The 15569-nt window shown below is 59.5% G+C and carries 14 protein-coding genes; 7 read left to right on the top strand and 7 right to left on the bottom strand.

What is annotated here, in order from left to right; all coding sequences use genetic code 11:
* Positions 1-140 precede the first annotated feature (140 nt).
* From HKK53_RS18655 to secB, 3 genes are read left to right on the top strand one after another with little or no spacing between them, the layout of a single operon-like run.
* Positions 141-554, top strand: coding sequence for a rhodanese-like domain-containing protein (locus HKK53_RS18655; protein ID WP_169372045.1), 414 nt, complete (start codon positions 141-143; stop codon positions 552-554).
* Position 555: 1 nt separating this feature from the next.
* Positions 556-810, top strand: coding sequence for a glutaredoxin 3 (gene grxC / locus HKK53_RS18650; protein ID WP_010464569.1), 255 nt, complete (start codon positions 556-558; stop codon positions 808-810).
* 39 nt (positions 811-849) lie between these two features.
* Positions 850-1335 carry a protein-export chaperone SecB gene (gene secB / locus HKK53_RS18645; RefSeq protein ID WP_169372044.1) on the top strand — a complete coding sequence of 162 codons (486 nt, stop codon included), beginning with the start codon at positions 850-852 and terminating at the stop codon, positions 1333-1335.
* Between the two features lie 110 nt (positions 1336-1445).
* Here the strand turns inward: secB and HKK53_RS18640 are convergent, their stop codons facing one another.
* Positions 1446-1901, bottom strand: coding sequence for a tRNA (cytidine(34)-2'-O)-methyltransferase (locus tag HKK53_RS18640; protein WP_007949025.1), 456 nt, complete (start codon positions 1899-1901; stop codon positions 1446-1448).
* Here HKK53_RS18640 and HKK53_RS18635 point away from each other — a divergent pair.
* The gene (locus HKK53_RS18635; RefSeq protein WP_169372043.1) at positions 1900-2340 is read left to right on the top strand and encodes a hypothetical protein; all 441 of its coding nucleotides are present in this window, start codon (positions 1900-1902) and stop codon (positions 2338-2340) included. The genes HKK53_RS18640 and HKK53_RS18635 overlap by 2 nt on opposite strands.
* Positions 2341-2917: 577 nt before the next feature.
* On the opposite strand, the gene ntrC is transcribed toward HKK53_RS18635, so the two are convergent.
* From ntrC to glnA, 5 genes are all read right to left on the bottom strand, one after another.
* A complete protein-coding gene (gene ntrC / locus HKK53_RS18630) occupies positions 2918-4354 on the bottom strand; it encodes a nitrogen regulation protein NR(I) (protein ID WP_133837829.1) in 1437 nt (478 codons plus the stop codon).
* Entirely contained in the window at positions 4351-5436 is a 1086-nt protein-coding gene (gene glnL, locus HKK53_RS18625; RefSeq protein WP_169372042.1) for a nitrogen regulation protein NR(II), read from the bottom strand. Before glnL ends, ntrC begins: the two co-directional genes overlap by 4 nt.
* Before the next feature lie 230 nt (positions 5437-5666).
* Positions 5667-6287, bottom strand: a complete 621-nt coding sequence (locus tag HKK53_RS18620) for a DUF4124 domain-containing protein (protein WP_169372041.1) — start codon at positions 6285-6287, stop codon at positions 5667-5669.
* A complete protein-coding gene (locus HKK53_RS18615; RefSeq protein WP_169372040.1) occupies positions 6284-6793 on the bottom strand; it encodes a DUF4124 domain-containing protein in 510 nt (169 codons plus the stop codon). The genes HKK53_RS18620 and HKK53_RS18615 overlap by 4 nt, the downstream gene beginning before the upstream one ends.
* A gap of 278 nt (positions 6794-7071) precedes the next feature.
* Positions 7072-8478 carry a glutamate--ammonia ligase gene (gene glnA / locus HKK53_RS18610; protein ID WP_149659114.1) on the bottom strand — a complete coding sequence of 469 codons (1407 nt, stop codon included), beginning with the start codon at positions 8476-8478 and terminating at the stop codon, positions 7072-7074.
* A 330-nt stretch (positions 8479-8808) separates the two neighbouring features.
* Between glnA and thiI the strand changes: the two genes are divergently transcribed.
* Both thiI and typA read left to right on the top strand, forming a co-directional pair.
* Complete coding sequence (gene thiI / locus HKK53_RS18605; protein WP_169372039.1) at positions 8809-10263, top strand: tRNA uracil 4-sulfurtransferase ThiI; 1455 nt, start codon at positions 8809-8811, stop codon at positions 10261-10263.
* A gap of 139 nt (positions 10264-10402) precedes the next feature.
* A complete protein-coding gene (gene typA, locus HKK53_RS18600) occupies positions 10403-12223 on the top strand; it encodes a translational GTPase TypA (protein WP_054055316.1) in 1821 nt (606 codons plus the stop codon).
* 189 nt (positions 12224-12412) lie between these two features.
* Here the strand turns inward: typA and HKK53_RS18595 are convergent, their stop codons facing one another.
* Entirely contained in the window at positions 12413-12853 is a 441-nt protein-coding gene (locus tag HKK53_RS18595) for a YkgJ family cysteine cluster protein (protein ID WP_178117491.1), read from the bottom strand.
* A 260-nt stretch (positions 12854-13113) separates the two neighbouring features.
* Here HKK53_RS18595 and HKK53_RS18590 point away from each other — a divergent pair, with 260 nt between their 5' ends.
* A complete protein-coding gene (locus HKK53_RS18590; RefSeq protein ID WP_169372037.1) occupies positions 13114-15564 on the top strand; it encodes a glycogen/starch/alpha-glucan phosphorylase in 2451 nt (816 codons plus the stop codon).
* The last annotated feature ends 5 nt before the right edge of the window (positions 15565-15569 follow it).

The following is a 15569-nucleotide window of genomic DNA, read 5'->3' as shown; positions in this document are numbered from 1 at the left end:
GGCTGAGTTAAAAAGAGGGCGATGGAAAAGGGAGTGGCAGTTTAAAGCGAAGTTCCGACCGCGTCACCGCCGGACGGGGTTTGGCCCGCCATAGGGGCTGTGTATACTGGCCCACTTTTCACGCCCTGGAACCACCTTAAATGCTTGATCACCTGATTGCATTTGCCACCACCCACTATTTGCTGGCCGGTATTTTCGTTGTTCTGCTGGCTCTGCTGATCGCCCATGAGATGAAAGGTGGCGGTCGAAGCCTGAGCACCGGTGAACTGACCGGGCTGGTCAACAAGGACGCAGGCGTGGTGATCGACATCCGTTCGACCAAGGATTTCGCCGCCGGCCACATCGTTGGCGCGTTGAACATTCCTCACGACAAACTGACTGCACGTGTCGGCGAACTGAACAAGCACAAGGACAAGACCATCATCCTGGTCGACGCCCAAGGCCAGACAGCCGGCACCCACGCCCGCGAACTCTTGAAAGCCGGCTTCACCGCCGCCAAGCTCTCCGGCGGGATTTCCAGCTGGAAAGGCGACAACCTGCCGCTGGTGAAGTGATATGAGTAACGTCGTCGTCTATTCCAGCGATTACTGCCCTTATTGCTCCCGAGCCAAGTACCTGCTCGAGAACAAAGGCGTGGCCTTCGAAGAGATCAAGGTCGATGGCAAGCCGCAGGTGCGCGCCGCGATGGCTCAGAAGGCCGGGCGAACGTCCGTGCCGCAGATCTGGATCGGCGAGCGCCACATCGGCGGTTGTGATGATTTGTTTGCCCTTGAGCGCGCGGGTAAGCTCGACGCCATGCTCAAGGCCTAATGCCTTCCCTATAAGACCCAAGATCAGAAAGGATCTGAGATGACTGACCAACAGAACACTGCAGCTAGCGAAGAAGATACCGCACCGCAATTCTCCTTGCAGCGCATCTACGTACGTGACTTGTCCTTCGAAGCCCCGAAAAGCCCGGCGATCTTCCGCCAGCAGTGGGAACCGAGCGTCGGTCTGGATCTGAACACCCGTCAAAAGGCGCTGGAAGGCGACTTCCACGAAGTCGTGCTGACGTTGTCCGTTACCGTGAAAAACGGCGACGAAGTGGCGTTCATCGCTGAAGTGCAACAGGCCGGGATCTTCCTGATCAAGAACCTGGACGACGCTTCGATGAGCCACACCCTCGGCGCGTTCTGCCCGAACATCCTGTTCCCGTACGCTCGCGAAACCCTGGACAGCCTGGTCACCCGCGGTTCGTTCCCGGCCCTGATGCTGGCCCCGGTGAACTTCGACGCGCTGTACGCACAGGAGCTGCAACGCATGCAGGCGGATGGCGAGACTCCAACCGTTCAATAAGCGTTCGATGCAGTCACGAAAAAAGCGCCGTAACAGGCGCTTTTTTCATGGGCGGTGCATTGATCGTTCCCACGCGGAGCGTGGGAACGATCAGGCGACCAGATGCGGGGTTACTTGAACCCGAGCTGACGCCAGCCTTCGTACACCGCGACGGCCACGGTATTCGACAGGTTCAGGCTGCGACAGCCTTCGCGCATCGGCAGGCGCAGGCGTTGTTCGCCGGGCAGGGCATCGAGCACTTCGGCGGGCAGGCCACGGCTTTCCGGGCCGAACAGGAAGGCGTCACCCTCGGCGAAGCTGGCATCATGGAACGGTCGCGAGCCCTTGGTGGTAAACGCGAACAGCCGTGGATGGCCGAGGCTTTCCAGGCAACTGGCGAGGTCGGCGTGGCGTTGCAGGGTGGCGTACTCGTGGTAATCGAGGCCGGCCCGGCGCAGGCGCTTGTCGTCCATCTCGAAGCCCAGCGGCTCGATCAAATGCAGGTGGCAGCCACTGTTGGCGCACAGCCTGATAACGTTGCCAGTATTCGGCGGAATTTCTGGTTGGAAAAGGATGACGTGAAACATGCACGGCTCCGAAGGTAAAGATGAGCGGCATTCTACGCCGCCCGTGGACAACCGTTCGAAACTATTCCCGCGGGTGATCGGTTCGCTGGCGATTGTCGGGATGATGGTGGGACTGATGATCGGTCGCCTGACCACCCCCGACCCCACTGAATTGCAGCAGGTCGAGGTCACCGACGACGGGCTGGTGGTGTGGTTCAACAACGAACCCAAGACCCACGGCGAGATCGTGGATGGCAGCCTGGCGTTGCTGTTTGGCGCTGAGGGCAAGACGCAGAAAGGTCAGCTCAAGCTCAACGGCAAAGACGTGAACTGGCGCGTGCGTTTGAGTGATGGGGGGTTGCTGCTGACGGTGGTGGCGGCCCGGCCACTGCAGGGCGAGTGGGCCGGTAGCGAGGTCGATGACCGCTGGCGGCTGGAGATCCATCTCCGGGAGCAATAAAAGAGGGAATCCCCGGCCTGCCTGTACCAAGGTTCCCAAAACGGCAAGGACTCGCGCATTGCGTGCAAGTCCCGGTGTAAAGAAGGAACCCCTGACCTGCCTGTATCAAGGGCCCCAAAACGGGTTGGGCTCGTCGCAAGTGCGGTGTGAGCCCGATGTAAAAGAGGGGAATCCCCGGCCTGCCTGTACCAAGGTCCCCGAAACCGGGTAGTGAACTGAATCACTGAATGGACTATTGCAGGGGGCGTGCCAGGTTTTAATAAAATGAAACACAAAGTCGTGTCGAAGCGCTGAAAGCCCCGTTATTCGGGGCTTAGCCGTTTTTGTGATGTGGGTTTCATTGCGAGGGACGGCGGGATTTGAGATCAGTCGCTGTGCGCGATTGCGGTTCACGGTGCATTGCGGCGGTGCACGATGGCCCCAAAAGCTGCGCGGGCACGCCTCGCTGCGCCACTGATCGTTCCCACGCTCTGCGTGGGAATGCAGCCCGGGACGCTCCGCGTCCCATCCAGAGCCGAACGCGGAGCGTCCGTTAAGGCATTCCCACGCGGAGCGTGGGAACGATCAGGCGAAAGAGTTAACCCTCTTCCGCCTCATCATCATCCCCACCATCGACCTTCATCCCCAATTCCTTGATCTTGCGCGTCAGGGTATTACGCCCCCAGCCCAGCAAAACCGCGGCATCGCGGCGGCGGCCGGCGGTGTGTTTGAGGGCGGTTTCGATCATGATCCGCTCGAACGCCGGCACGGCGCTGTCGAGCAGGCTCGACTGGCCGCGAGCCAACGCTTGATCGGCCCACTGACGCAGCGCCTGCTCCCAGTTGGTCACTGGCGCCGAGTCCTGCGGCAGGTTTAGCAACTCTGGCGGCAGGTCGCTGATGTGCACTTCGCGCCCGGAAGCCATCACAGTGATCCAGCGGCAAGTGTTCTCCAGCTGCCGCACGTTGCCGCCCCATGGCAGGTTTTTCAGGTATTCCTCGGTTTCGCTTTTCAGCAGCTTCGGTTCCACCGCCAGTTCTTGCGCGGCGCGGCTGAGGAAGTGCTTGGCCAGGGTCGGGATGTCTTCGCGACGGTCCGACAGCCGTGGAATATGAATGCGGATCACGTTGAGGCGGTGGAACAAGTCCTCACGGAATTTCCCGGCATGCACCAGGGTTTCCAGGTTCTGGTGGGTCGCAGCGATGATGCGCACATCGACCTTCACCGGCGTATGACCGCCGACGCGATAGAACTCGCCATCGGCCAATACCCGCAGCAAACGGGTCTGGGTGTCCGCCGGCATGTCGCCGATTTCATCGAGGAACAGCGTGCCGCCGTCCGCCTGCTCGAAACGCCCGCGACGCAGGTTGGCCGCGCCAGTGAACGCGCCTTTCTCATGGCCGAACAGCTCGGATTCCATCAGGTCTTTGGGGATCGCCGCCATGTTCAACGCAATGAATGGCGACGCCGCCCGTGGGCTGTGGCGGTGCAGGGCGTGGGCCACCAATTCTTTACCGGTGCCGGATTCGCCGTTGATCAACACGGTGATGTTGGAGTGGCTCAAGCGCCCGATGGCGCGAAACACTTCCTGCATCGCCGGCGCTTCGCCGATGATTTCCGGGGTGCGGGTCAGCGCGACCGGGACTTCCAGGCCTTGTTGTTCCTGAGCGTGCTGGTTGGCGCGCTTGACCAGGGACACTGCTTCATCGACATCGAACGGCTTGGGCAGGTATTCGAACGCGCCGCCCTGATACGAGGCAACGGCGCTGTCGAGGTCGGAGTGGGCGGTCATGATGATGACCGGCAGCCGTGGGTGTTGTTCGCGAATCCGCGCCAGGAGGTCCAGGCCACTGGCACCCGGCATGCGGATGTCGGAGATGATCACGTCCGGCTGCTGGCGCGCCAGGCGGCTCATCACGCCATCGGCGCTGTCGAAGCTTTGCGTGGTCATGCCTTCTTGCTGCAAGGCCTTTTCCAGGACCCAACGGATAGAACGGTCGTCATCGACGATCCACACGGTTTCACTACGGCTCATGTCGATGTGGCTCCTTGTTCCAGTGGCAGAAAGATCGAGAACGTGGTGTGGCCTGGGTGGCTGTCACACTCGATCAGGCCCTGGTGCTGGCTGATGATGTTCTGGGTAATGGCCAGGCCCAGCCCGGTACCGTCCGGGCGGCCGCTGACCATGGGAAAGAAGATGGTTTCCTGCAAATCCGCAGGGATGCCCGGGCCGTTGTCGATGATCTCGATCTTGGTCACCAGGCGATGGCGCACGTGGCCGATGGTGAACTGGCGCATGGCACGGGTGCGCAGACTGATGCGGCCCAGGCGCAGCTCGTTCTGGCTGCTGATGGCCTGCATCGCGTTGCGCACGATATTAAGGACGGCCTGAATCATCTGTTCGCGGTCGATCAGGACGTCGGGAATGCTTGGGTCGTAGTCGCGCACCAAGGTGATGCAGCCCTGGCTTTCGGCCTCGACCAAATGGCTGACGCGCTCCAGCACTTCGTGAATGTTGCACATGGCCAGGGACGGCAGCTTGTTCGAGCCGAGCATGCGGTCCACCAGGTTGCGCAGACGGTCGGCTTCTTCGATGATCACGTTGGTGTAATCGCGCAGGCTTTCTTCCGGCAGTTCCCGGGCAAGCAACTGCGCGGCGCCGCGAATCCCACCCAGCGGGTTCTTGATCTCATGAGCGAGCCCGCGCACCAGCATCTTGCTGGTTTCCTGCTTGGACAGTTGCGCCTCTTCCTTGGTGATCCGCAGCAAGCGGTCACGGGGATGCACTTCCAGCAGCAGCATCGTGTCGCCGTTGCTGAGGATTGGCGTGACCGCGTAGTCGACGGTCAGGGTCTGGCCGGTGAGGGCGGTGAGCATCGCTTCGCGCTTGGTGAACGGGTGCGCCTGCTCGACGGCCTGGCGCAGGGAATTCAGCGCTTCGGTGGATTCGGTGAACAACTCACTGATGAACTGCCCATGGCTGCGCTGGCCGCTGATGGCCAGGAGCATCTCCGCCGCCGGGTTCATGTACTCGAGGCGCAGTTCGGCGTCGAGCAGGATGGTGGCGGTGGTCAGGTTGTCGAGTAATAGTCGATGCAGTGCGTCGCTAATGGTCATCCGGACCTCTTTTGGAGCGGGGCGCGCGCAACAAATGAGCGCTGATGCGAGGAAAATGCAAAAACCAAACCAAAGCTCCGAAAAGAAGCGTTTAAGGCCTGAAACGGGCGTTTAGCGCTCGATCGCGTGGCGTTCTGCCAGCTTTCGCGGGTACTTTCGAACCAAAATGGGTTTTGATGTGGGAACGGTGCAACCGTTTGCACCAATATAGTGCGCAAAGCTGAACGGCGTTAGAAGAACCGCAGGAAGGGATTTTTTTCTTCAGGAGGTTTGTCTTTAAGCGGACATTCCGGCCGTTGGCCGTAGTCGGTGAGGGTGCAGGGCTTGACTTGGCGCTTTTGCGCCAACGAGATGCGCAGCATGTGGAACGGTTGATTGGCCGTGCGCTCGACGGTGCGGCCCTGAGCGTCGAGGATTTCCACCGACAGGTTGTGGGAGCCGCGATCAATATTGCTCAAGGCGAACACCGGACTGGGGCCGGGTTCGGCGGTGGGCTGGCCGTCGAGTAACAAACGGTAGCGATGGCCGCGTTGCAGGCCGGGTTCGCTGGTAACGCTGACAATCACCTCGCCGGCGTTGCTGCGGATCGTGGCGTCCGGTTCCGGCACCAGCACGCGCAGCATGTCGTAGTGGAACAGCGGTTTTTCTTCGGTTTTTTGCGCGGCAGTCAGCGGCGCGGCGCCGGTCGGGTTTGAGGGCATGCGATTGCTGGTGGCCAACGGCACACGCTTGGCATTGCCGGGGCGCGGTTGATCGGTGAACACCCGATTGCCCTGGGCGTCGACGTAGGTATAGACGTCGGCCAGCGCCGGGAAGGCGATCAGGCAGGCGAGCAGTAGCCAGCGCTTCAAGGCTTGTGCACCCGTTGCACGGTGAACGTCACGCTCGGGCTCTGCTGGATCACGCTCTCCCCGCTGATCACCTGAACGGCGAGGCTGTGTTCGCCGCGATCAATGTTCACCAATTGCAGAATCGGCACGTTGCTCGGCTGGCCGTAAGGTTGCTCGTCCAGTAATAGCCTGAACAGATGCGGACCTTGCAGGCGCGGCTTGATCAGCACGCTGACGGTGAAGGTGCCGTTGTTGGCGCGCAGGGCTTCGGTGGTGGGCAGGCCGGTCAGTTCCAGCACCTCGTAGGCGCTGCGGGGTTGTTCGCGGCTGCTGGCTTCGTCTTGTGGTGTTGGAGGCGTAGAGGGGGCGACGCTGTTGAGCGGCGGCAACTCCACCGGCTGCGCCTTGACGCCATCGGGCGGCTGATTGCTGTAGGCGGTGTTGCCGTTGGCGTCGGTGTACTTATAGATCTGCGCTGCGGCAGGCAGGGCGATCAACAGCAACATCAGTAGAAAACCACGACCCATAAAAATCGACCGGAAGCGAAGGCGTTGGGGTGCAGCATAGGTCAGGGGCGGCGGTTGGCCCAAGTTGTAAACATTTGGGCATGATTTACCTCGACTTGATCGTTCCCACGCTCTGCGTGGGAATGCAGCCCGTGACGCTCCGCGTCACTGGACGCGGAGCCTCCCTTGAGGCATTCCCACGAGGAGCGTGGGAACGATCAGGTAAACGAGCGCCCACAAAAAAGGCCTCCTGAAGGAGGCCTCTTTTTGTCACGCCGCGTGTAGCCGGCGCTACCGGATCAGCAGCTGTAGTACAGCTCATATTCCAGTGGGTGTACGAAGGTGCGGACCTTGATTTCTTCTTCGCTTTTCAGAGCGATGTAAGCGTCGATGAAGTCATCGGAGAACACGCCGCCCTTGGTCAGGAACGCGCGGCCCTTGTCCAGCTCTTCCAGGGCTTCTTTCAGGCTGCCGCAAACTTGTGGGATCTCTTTCGCCTCTTCAGGCGGCAGGTCGTACAGGTTTTTGTCAGCCGCATCGCCTGGGTGGATCTTGTTCTGGATGCCGTCCAGGCCAGCCATCAACAGTGCAGCGAAGCCCAGGTACGGGTTGGCTGCCGGATCCGGGAAGCGCGCTTCGATACGGCGAGCGCGAGGGCTGGACACGTAAGGAATACGGATCGACGCGGAACGGTTGCGAGCCGAGTAGGCCAGCATTACCGGAGCTTCGAAACCTGGGACCAGACGCTTGTAGGAGTTGGTCGACGGGTTGGTGAAGCCGTTCAGGGCCTTACCGTGCTTGATGATGCCGCCGATGAAGTACAGGGCGGTGTCGGACAGGCCGGCATAGCCTTCGCCAGCGAAGGTGTTCTTGCCATCTTTGGCGATGGACAGGTGAACGTGCATACCCGAACCGTTATCGCCATACAGCGGCTTAGGCATGAAGGTCGCGGTGCGGCCGTAAGCCACCGCTACGTTGTGCACGCAGTATTTCAGAGTCTGAACTTCGTCAGCCTTGGCCACCAGGGTGTTGAACTTCACACCGATTTCGTTCTGGCCGGCAGTTGCCACTTCGTGGTGGTGAACTTCGATGACCAGGCCCATTTCTTCCATGGCGTTGCACATGGAGGTACGGATTTCGTGGTCGTGGTCGAACGGAGGAACCGGGAAGTAGCCGCCTTTGATACCTGGACGGTGGCCGTGGTTGCCGCCTTCGATGTCCTGGTCAGACATCCACGAGCCTTGTTCGGAGAAGATTTTGAACATCGAGCCGGAGATGTCCGACTTGAACTTAACCTGGTCGAAGATGAAGAACTCAGGCTCTGGACCTACGAATACGGTGTCGCCGATACCGGTCGACTTCAGGTATTCCTCGGCACGCTTGGCGATCGCACGTGGGTCGCGATCGTAGCCTTGCATGGTCGAAGGCTCGATCACATCGCAAACGATGATCAGCGTTGGGTCTTCGGTGAACGGGTCGAGAACGGCAGTGCTGTCGTCTGGCAGCAGGATCATGTCGGAAGCTTCGATGCCTTTCCAGCCAGCGATGGAGGAACCGTCGAACATTTTGCCTTCTTCGAAGAAAGCTTCATCCAGCGCATCGCGAGCCGGCATGGTCACGTGGTGCTGAGTGCCTTTGGTGTCCGTGAAGCGCAGATCAATCCACTTGACGTCATGATCTTTGATGAGTTGAACCGACTTCGACATAGTGTCCTCCGGGTGGCTTCGGGCTTAGTAGTGGATGCCCTTAGAATGTGGGTGATGCCGGCGCGAATACTCTGCCAAGGCAACCTGCCTCACAAGGGAGCAAATTGCATGCCAGTGCCCCACCATGGGTTTTTTGCCCCAATTTCAAGCTTATAGAGGTGCAAAGCAGCGCAAAGCTGAAATAAGCGCCCTGTAATGTAGCGTCTATTTCCACAAATGACCCGTTTTGGTGCGCGCAAAACCTTCTGCATATTAACTGGTTAAACCTTGAGCAATTTCCGCTATAATCCGCGCCCCCCTTTTTCGGCTGGCCCAGCGCGCGCTGTTTTCATGAAACTAATCGTAAAAGTCTTTCCCGAGATCACCATCAAGAGCCGCCCGGTACGGATGCGTTTCATCCGCCAGTTGGCCAAGAACATCCGTGCCGTGCTCCGCGATCTGGACCCGGCTGTGGTGGTGAACGGTGTGTGGGACAACCTCGAGCTGGAAACCCGCGTCACTGAGCCCCGGGCCCTGAAGGAGATGACCGAGCGCCTGAGCTGCATGCCGGGCATCGCGCATTTCCTGCAGGTCGACGAATACCCGCTGGGTGACTTCGACGACATCGTCGCCAAGTGCAAAGAGCATTACGGCGATGCATTGGCCGGGAAGATCTTTTCGGTGCGCTGCAAGCGCGGCGGGCACCACACCTTCACGTCCATGGACGTGGAGAAATACGTCGGCAGCCAGCTGCGTCGTCAGTGCGGCGCCGCCGGGATTTCCCTGAAAGAGCCGGAAATCGAAGTTCGCATCGAAATTCGCGACCAACGGTTGTATGTGATCCACAGCCAGCACAACAGCATCGGCGGTTATCCGCTGGGAGCGCTGGAACAGACGCTTGTACTGATGTCCGGCGGCTTTGACTCGACAGTCGCCGCCTACCAGATCATGCGCCGTGGCCTGATGAGCCATTTCTGCTTCTTTAACTTGGGCGGCAGGGCCCATGAACTGGGCGTCATGGAAGTCGCGCACTTCATCTGGAAGAAGTACGGCAGCTCCCAACGCGTGTTATTTGTCAGTGTGCCTTTCGAAGAAGTACTGGGAGAAATTCTCGGGAAAGTCGATAACAGTCATATGGGCGTAGTTTTGAAGCGTATGATGTTGCGCGCTGCATCGAAGATTGCCGATCGGCTCGATATCGATGCGCTGGTCACCGGTGAGGCGATCTCCCAGGTTTCGAGCCAGACGTTGCCGAACCTGTCCCTGATCGACTGCGTGACCGAGAAGCTGGTCTTGCGCCCGCTGATCGCCAGTCACAAGCAGGACATCATCGACCTGGCCAACGAAATCGGCACGGCCGACTTCGCCAAGCACATGCCGGAATACTGCGGGGTCATCTCGGTGAACCCCAAGACCCACGCCAAGCGCAACCGCGTGGAGTACGAAGAACAACAGTTCGACATGGCGGTCCTCGAGCGTGCGCTCGAAAACGCCAAACTGGTGCCGATCGATCGCGTGATCGACGAATTGGGCCAGGACTTGCAGATCGAAGAAGTCAGCGACGCTCTGGCGGGCCAGATCATCATCGACATCCGTCACCCGGATGCCGCTGAAGACGAGCCGCTGGAACTGGCTGGCATTGAGGTACAGACGATGCCGTTTTATGCATTGAACGCTCGTTTCAAGGAACTGGACCCTACTCGCCAGTACCTGCTGTATTGCGACAAAGGCGTGATGAGTCGCCTGCATGCCCACCATTTGCTCAGTGAGGGGCATGCCAATGTGCGCGTTTATCGACCGAGCTAAGTGCCCGGGGCTGTTTGCCTGTGGCCTGCGTCACCGGCCCCCCGACGCCGCCGTCAAGCTGTAACGGCTTTGCCGGACTCTACTGTTAATCGCTGCCAAGACTTGTCAGCACACCGAATCCTCTGATCGAGATACACAAGTGATCGAAAATCTACGCAACATCGCCATCATTGCTCACGTTGACCATGGTAAAACCACCCTGGTAGACAAACTCTTGCGTCAATCCGGCACCCTGGAGCGCAACGAGCTCAACGACGAGCGCGTGATGGACTCCAACGACCAGGAGAAAGAGCGCGGTATTACCATTCTGGCGAAAAACACCGCCATCAACTGGAACGGCTACCACATCAACATCGTGGACACCCCGGGCCACGCCGACTTCGGCGGCGAAGTTGAACGCGTAATGTCGATGGTTGACTCCGTTCTGCTGCTGGTTGACGCTCAAGACGGCCCTATGCCGCAAACCCGTTTCGTGACCAAGAAGGCTTTCGAAGCCGGCCTGCGTCCAATCGTGGTGATCAACAAGGTCGACCGTCCAGGCGCGCGTCCGGACTGGGTTCTGGACCAGATCTTCGACTTGTTCGACAACCTCGGTGCTACCGAAGAACAGCTGGACTTCAAAGTCGTCTACGCCTCGGCCCTGAACGGCATTGCCGGTCTGGAACACACCGACATGGCTGAAGACATGACCCCGCTGTACCAGTCGATCGTCGACAACGTACCTGCGCCGAAAGTCGACCGCGATGGTCCGTTCCAGATGCAAATCTCGGCACTGGACTACAACAGCTTCCTGGGTGTTATCGGCGTTGGCCGTATCGCTCGTGGCCGCATCAAGCCGAACACTCCGGTTGTCGCTATCGACGCCGACGGCAAGAAGCGTACCGGTCGTATCCTGAAGCTGATGGGTCACCACGGTCTGCACCGTATCGACGTTGAAGAAGCAGCTGCCGGCGACATCGTCTGCATCAGCGGCTTCGACCAGCTGTTCATCTCCGACACTCTGTGCGACCCACTGAACGTCGAAGCGATGAAGCCGCTGACCGTTGACGAACCAACCGTTTCCATGACCTTCCAGGTAAACGACTCGCCTTTCTGCGGTAAAGAAGGCAAGTTCGTGACGTCCCGTAACATCAAGGAACGTCTGGACAAAGAACTGCTCTACAACGTTGCCCTGCGCGTTGAAGAAGGCGACACCGCCGACAAGTTCAAAGTCTCCGGCCGTGGTGAGCTGCACCTCTCGGTACTGATCGAAACCATGCGTCGCGAAGGCTTCGAAATGGGTGTTGGTCGTCCGGAAGTGATCATCCGTATGGTTGACGGCGTGAAGCACGAACCGTACGAAAACGTGACCATCGACCTGCCAGAAGAATCGCAAGGTTCGATCATGGAACAGATCGGTATCCGTAAAGGCGACCTGACCAACATGGTTCCGGATGGCAAGGGCCGTGTGCGCCTTGAGTACAACATCCCGGCTCGTGGCTTGATCGGTTTCCGTAACGAGTTCCTGACCCTGACCTCCGGTGCAGGCATCCTGACCTCGATCTTCGACCGTTACGACGTGATGAAGTCCGGCGACATGTCCGGCCGTCAGAACGGCGTGCTGGTTTCGGTTGCTACCGGTAAGGCTCTGACTTACTCGCTGGAAACCCTGCAAGCTCGCGGCAAACTGTTCCTGGGTCACGGCGAAGACGTGTACGAAGGTCAAATCGTCGGCATCAACAGCCGCGACAACGACCTGGGCGTCAACCCAACCAAAGGCAAGAAGCTCGACAACATGCGTGCCTCGGGTAAAGACGAAACCATCGCTCTGGTTCCGCCTATCCGTTTCACCCTGGAACAAGCTCTGGAATTCGTTCAAGAAGACGAATTGTGCGAAGTCACTCCTAAGTCCATCCGTCTTCGTAAGAAGATCCTGGGCGAAAGCGAGCGTACCCGCGCTGCCAAGAAGTCCGGTAACTAAGTTATTTAGTTAGCTGACAAAAAAACGCCCCCGACCGCAAGGTCGGGGGCGTTTTTGTTTGTCTGGCGCAAGATGATCGTTCCCACGCTCCGCGTGGGAATGCCTCAATGGACGCTCCGCGTCCGCTTTGGGACGCAGAGCGTCCCGGGCTGCATTCCCACGCGGAGCGTGGGAACGATCAATTGCGGATCAGAATTTTTCGAGGGTACGGCGGCTCTCGCTGCTCTCACGCGCCACTTCTTTAGGCTTGTAAGCGCAATACCCCGGCCGTGGGCCGATTTTCGGGTGGTTGCGGCAAGTATCCGGGCGCTTTTCATAAATAGTGCACAGACGGCTCTTACGATCCAGGTACAGGCAATCGTTGTTGCTCATGCGCTGGAGAGTGAAGATCTCGGACTTCTGGTTGTAACGCTCGACGATCCCTTCCTTCTGCAAGCGCTTGGCGATGTTCTTCGCCGGCTCGCCGCGCTCGAACTCGTCGACGATGCCGATGCGGATCAGATCCTTGATCTTGACCTCGACCGGCAAGGTGCAGCAGCTGGATATGCAGGAACCGCACATCGGCGCAGAGTATTTGGCCCAGGTATCGAGGCGGTCGATCTCCGCGGCGGCGATCAGGTTGGACTTCATCATCGGTTGTTACCAGCGTGTGCATCAGGGCGCGCGATCATACCGGGACTGGTGGATTTTTGAACAACCTTTCGCCAGTTTTTTTCTGGATCACCCAATAATCACCGTTAATCCGGCACGGCCCCTGCATTGATTCAGACACCCGACAATGTAATGCCGACCTATCTCGCACTATCAGGAAAAACTGCCGAACCAGAGCCCATACCGCCTGTCAGACCGTCTAGGCTCAGACAACTCAAAGCTCGCTCGAGGTCCTATCGATGACTCAAGAACCACTTGTTCGTGAAGCAGAGGTGGCCGCATTTCGCGACGCCGTCTTGACCAAACTCACCTACGCGGTGGGCAAAGACCCGGATCACGCCTTCGACCACGACTGGTTCGAAGCCATTGCCCTGGCAGCGCGTGACCACATGGTCGAGCACTGGATGGACCACACCCGGCAGATCTACCGCAAAGGCCAGAAACGGGTTTACTACCTGTCCCTGGAATTCCTCATCGGCCGCTTGCTCTACGACAGCCTGAGCAACCTTGGCCTGCTCGACGTCGCCCGCGAAGCGTTGACCGAACTCGGTGTCGACCTGGAGCGCATCCGCTTGCTGGAGCCCGATGCGGCGCTCGGCAACGGCGGCCTCGGTCGCCTGGCGGCGTGCTTCATGGAAAGCATGTCGACCCTCGGCATCGCCGGCCATGGCTATGGCATTCGTTATGAACACGGCTTGTTCCGCCAGGCGATTGTCGATGGCTGGCAGCAGGAACAAACCGAGCATTGGCTGGATTTCGGTAACCCGTGGGAGTTCGAGCGGCCAGAGGTCGTGTACCCGATCGGCTTTGGCGGCAGCGTCGAAACCGTCACCGATGAAACCGGCAAGACCAAGCAAGTCTGGACCCCGGCGGAAACCGTGCGGGCGATTGCCTACGATACCCCCGTGGTCGGCTGGCGCGGTGCCAGCGTCAACACCTTGCGTTTGTGGCGTGCCCGCGCCGTGGAAGATTTGCACCTGGAGCGCTTTAACGCTGGCGACCACTTGGGCGCTGTGGCCGAAGTGGCCCGGGCCGAAAGTATTTCCCGCGTGCTTTACCCGGCGGACAGCACCGAAGCCGGCCAGGAACTGCGCCTGCGTCAGGAATACTTCTTCGTCGCCGCGTCCCTGCAGGATTTGCTGCGCCGCCATCGCAACATGCACACCTCGGTGTTGACCCTGGGCGACCACGCGGCGATCCAGCTCAACGACACTCACCCCTCGATTGCCGTGGCCGAGCTGATGCGCCAGCTAGTCGACGTCTACGATGTCGCGTGGGATGCCGCATGGCAGGTCACGGTCGACACGCTGTCGTACACCAACCACACGCTGCTGCCGGAAGCGCTGGAAACCTGGCCGGTCGGTTTGATGGAACGCATGCTGCCACGGCACATGCAGATCATTTACCTGATCAACGCCCAGCACATCGACTCGCTGCGGGCCAAAGGCATTCACGACTTCGACGTGCTGCGCGCGGTGTCGCTGATCGAGGAAGACAACGGCCGCCGTGTGCGCATGGGCAACCTGGCGTTCCTCGGCTCGCACAGCGTCAACGGTGTGTCGGCGTTGCACACGCAATTGATGCGCAAAACCGTGTTCTCCGAACTGCACAAGCTCTACCCGGAGCGGATCAACAACAAGACCAACGGCATCACCTTCCGCCGCTGGCTGTACCAGGCCAACTCCGAACTCACGTCGATGCTGGTCGATGCCCTCGGTCCTGATTTGCTGGATAACCCGGAGGAGCGGTTGCGTGATCTGGAACCGTTCGCTGAGAGGACCGCATTCCGCAAGGCTTTCGCCGAGCAGCGGCTGCACAGCAAGAAAGCCTTGGCGTATCTGATTCATGAACGGCTGGGGATCGCGGTCAACCCGGCGGCGATGTTCGACGTGCAGGTCAAGCGGATCCACGAATACAAACGCCAGTTGCTCAACCTGCTGCACACTGTCGCGCTGTACCAGGCGATTCGTGCCGAGCCGGAAATCGACTGGGTGCCACGGGTGAAGATCTTCGCCGGCAAGGCGGCGGCGAGTTATCACCAGGCCAAGTTGATCATCAAGTTGACCAACGACATCGCTCGAGTGGTCAACAACGACCCGACTGTGCGCGGTTTGCTCAAGGTTGTGTTCCTGCCCAACTACAACGTCAGCCTGGCGGAGAGCATCATTCCGGCGGCGGATTTGTCGGAGCAGATTTCCACGGCCGGCTTCGAGGCGTCGGGCACCAGTAACATGAAGTTCGGCCTCAACGGCGCGCTGACCATTGGCACGCTCGATGGCGCCAACGTCGAGATGAGCGAGCAGATCGGCGTGGAGCACATGTTCATCTTCGGCCTCAGCGCGCAGCAGGTGGAAGCGCGCAAGCAGAATCATGAGTTCAATGCCGTGCCGGACATCGCAGCGTCCCATCGCCTTAATGATGTGCTGCAAGCGATTCGCGGCGGGGTGTTCTCGCCGGATGATCCATCGCGCTATACCGGGCTGATCGACTCGCTGATCGACTACGACCGCTTCCTGGTCTGTGCCGACTTCGATTCCTATTGGGACGCGCAGATGCGTGTCGAAGCGCATTGGCATGATTCGCAAGCATGGTGGCGTTCGGCGGTATTGAACACCTCGCGGATGGGCTGGTTCTCGTCGGATCGGACGATTCGTGAGTACGCCACCGATATCTGGAAGGCTTTGGAGTAACTTTT

It is taken from the genome of Pseudomonas sp. ADAK7 (genome assembly GCF_012935675.1).
GTDB lineage: Bacteria > Pseudomonadota > Gammaproteobacteria > Pseudomonadales > Pseudomonadaceae > Aquipseudomonas.
This window is presented reverse-complemented; position numbering and strand designations above follow the sequence as displayed.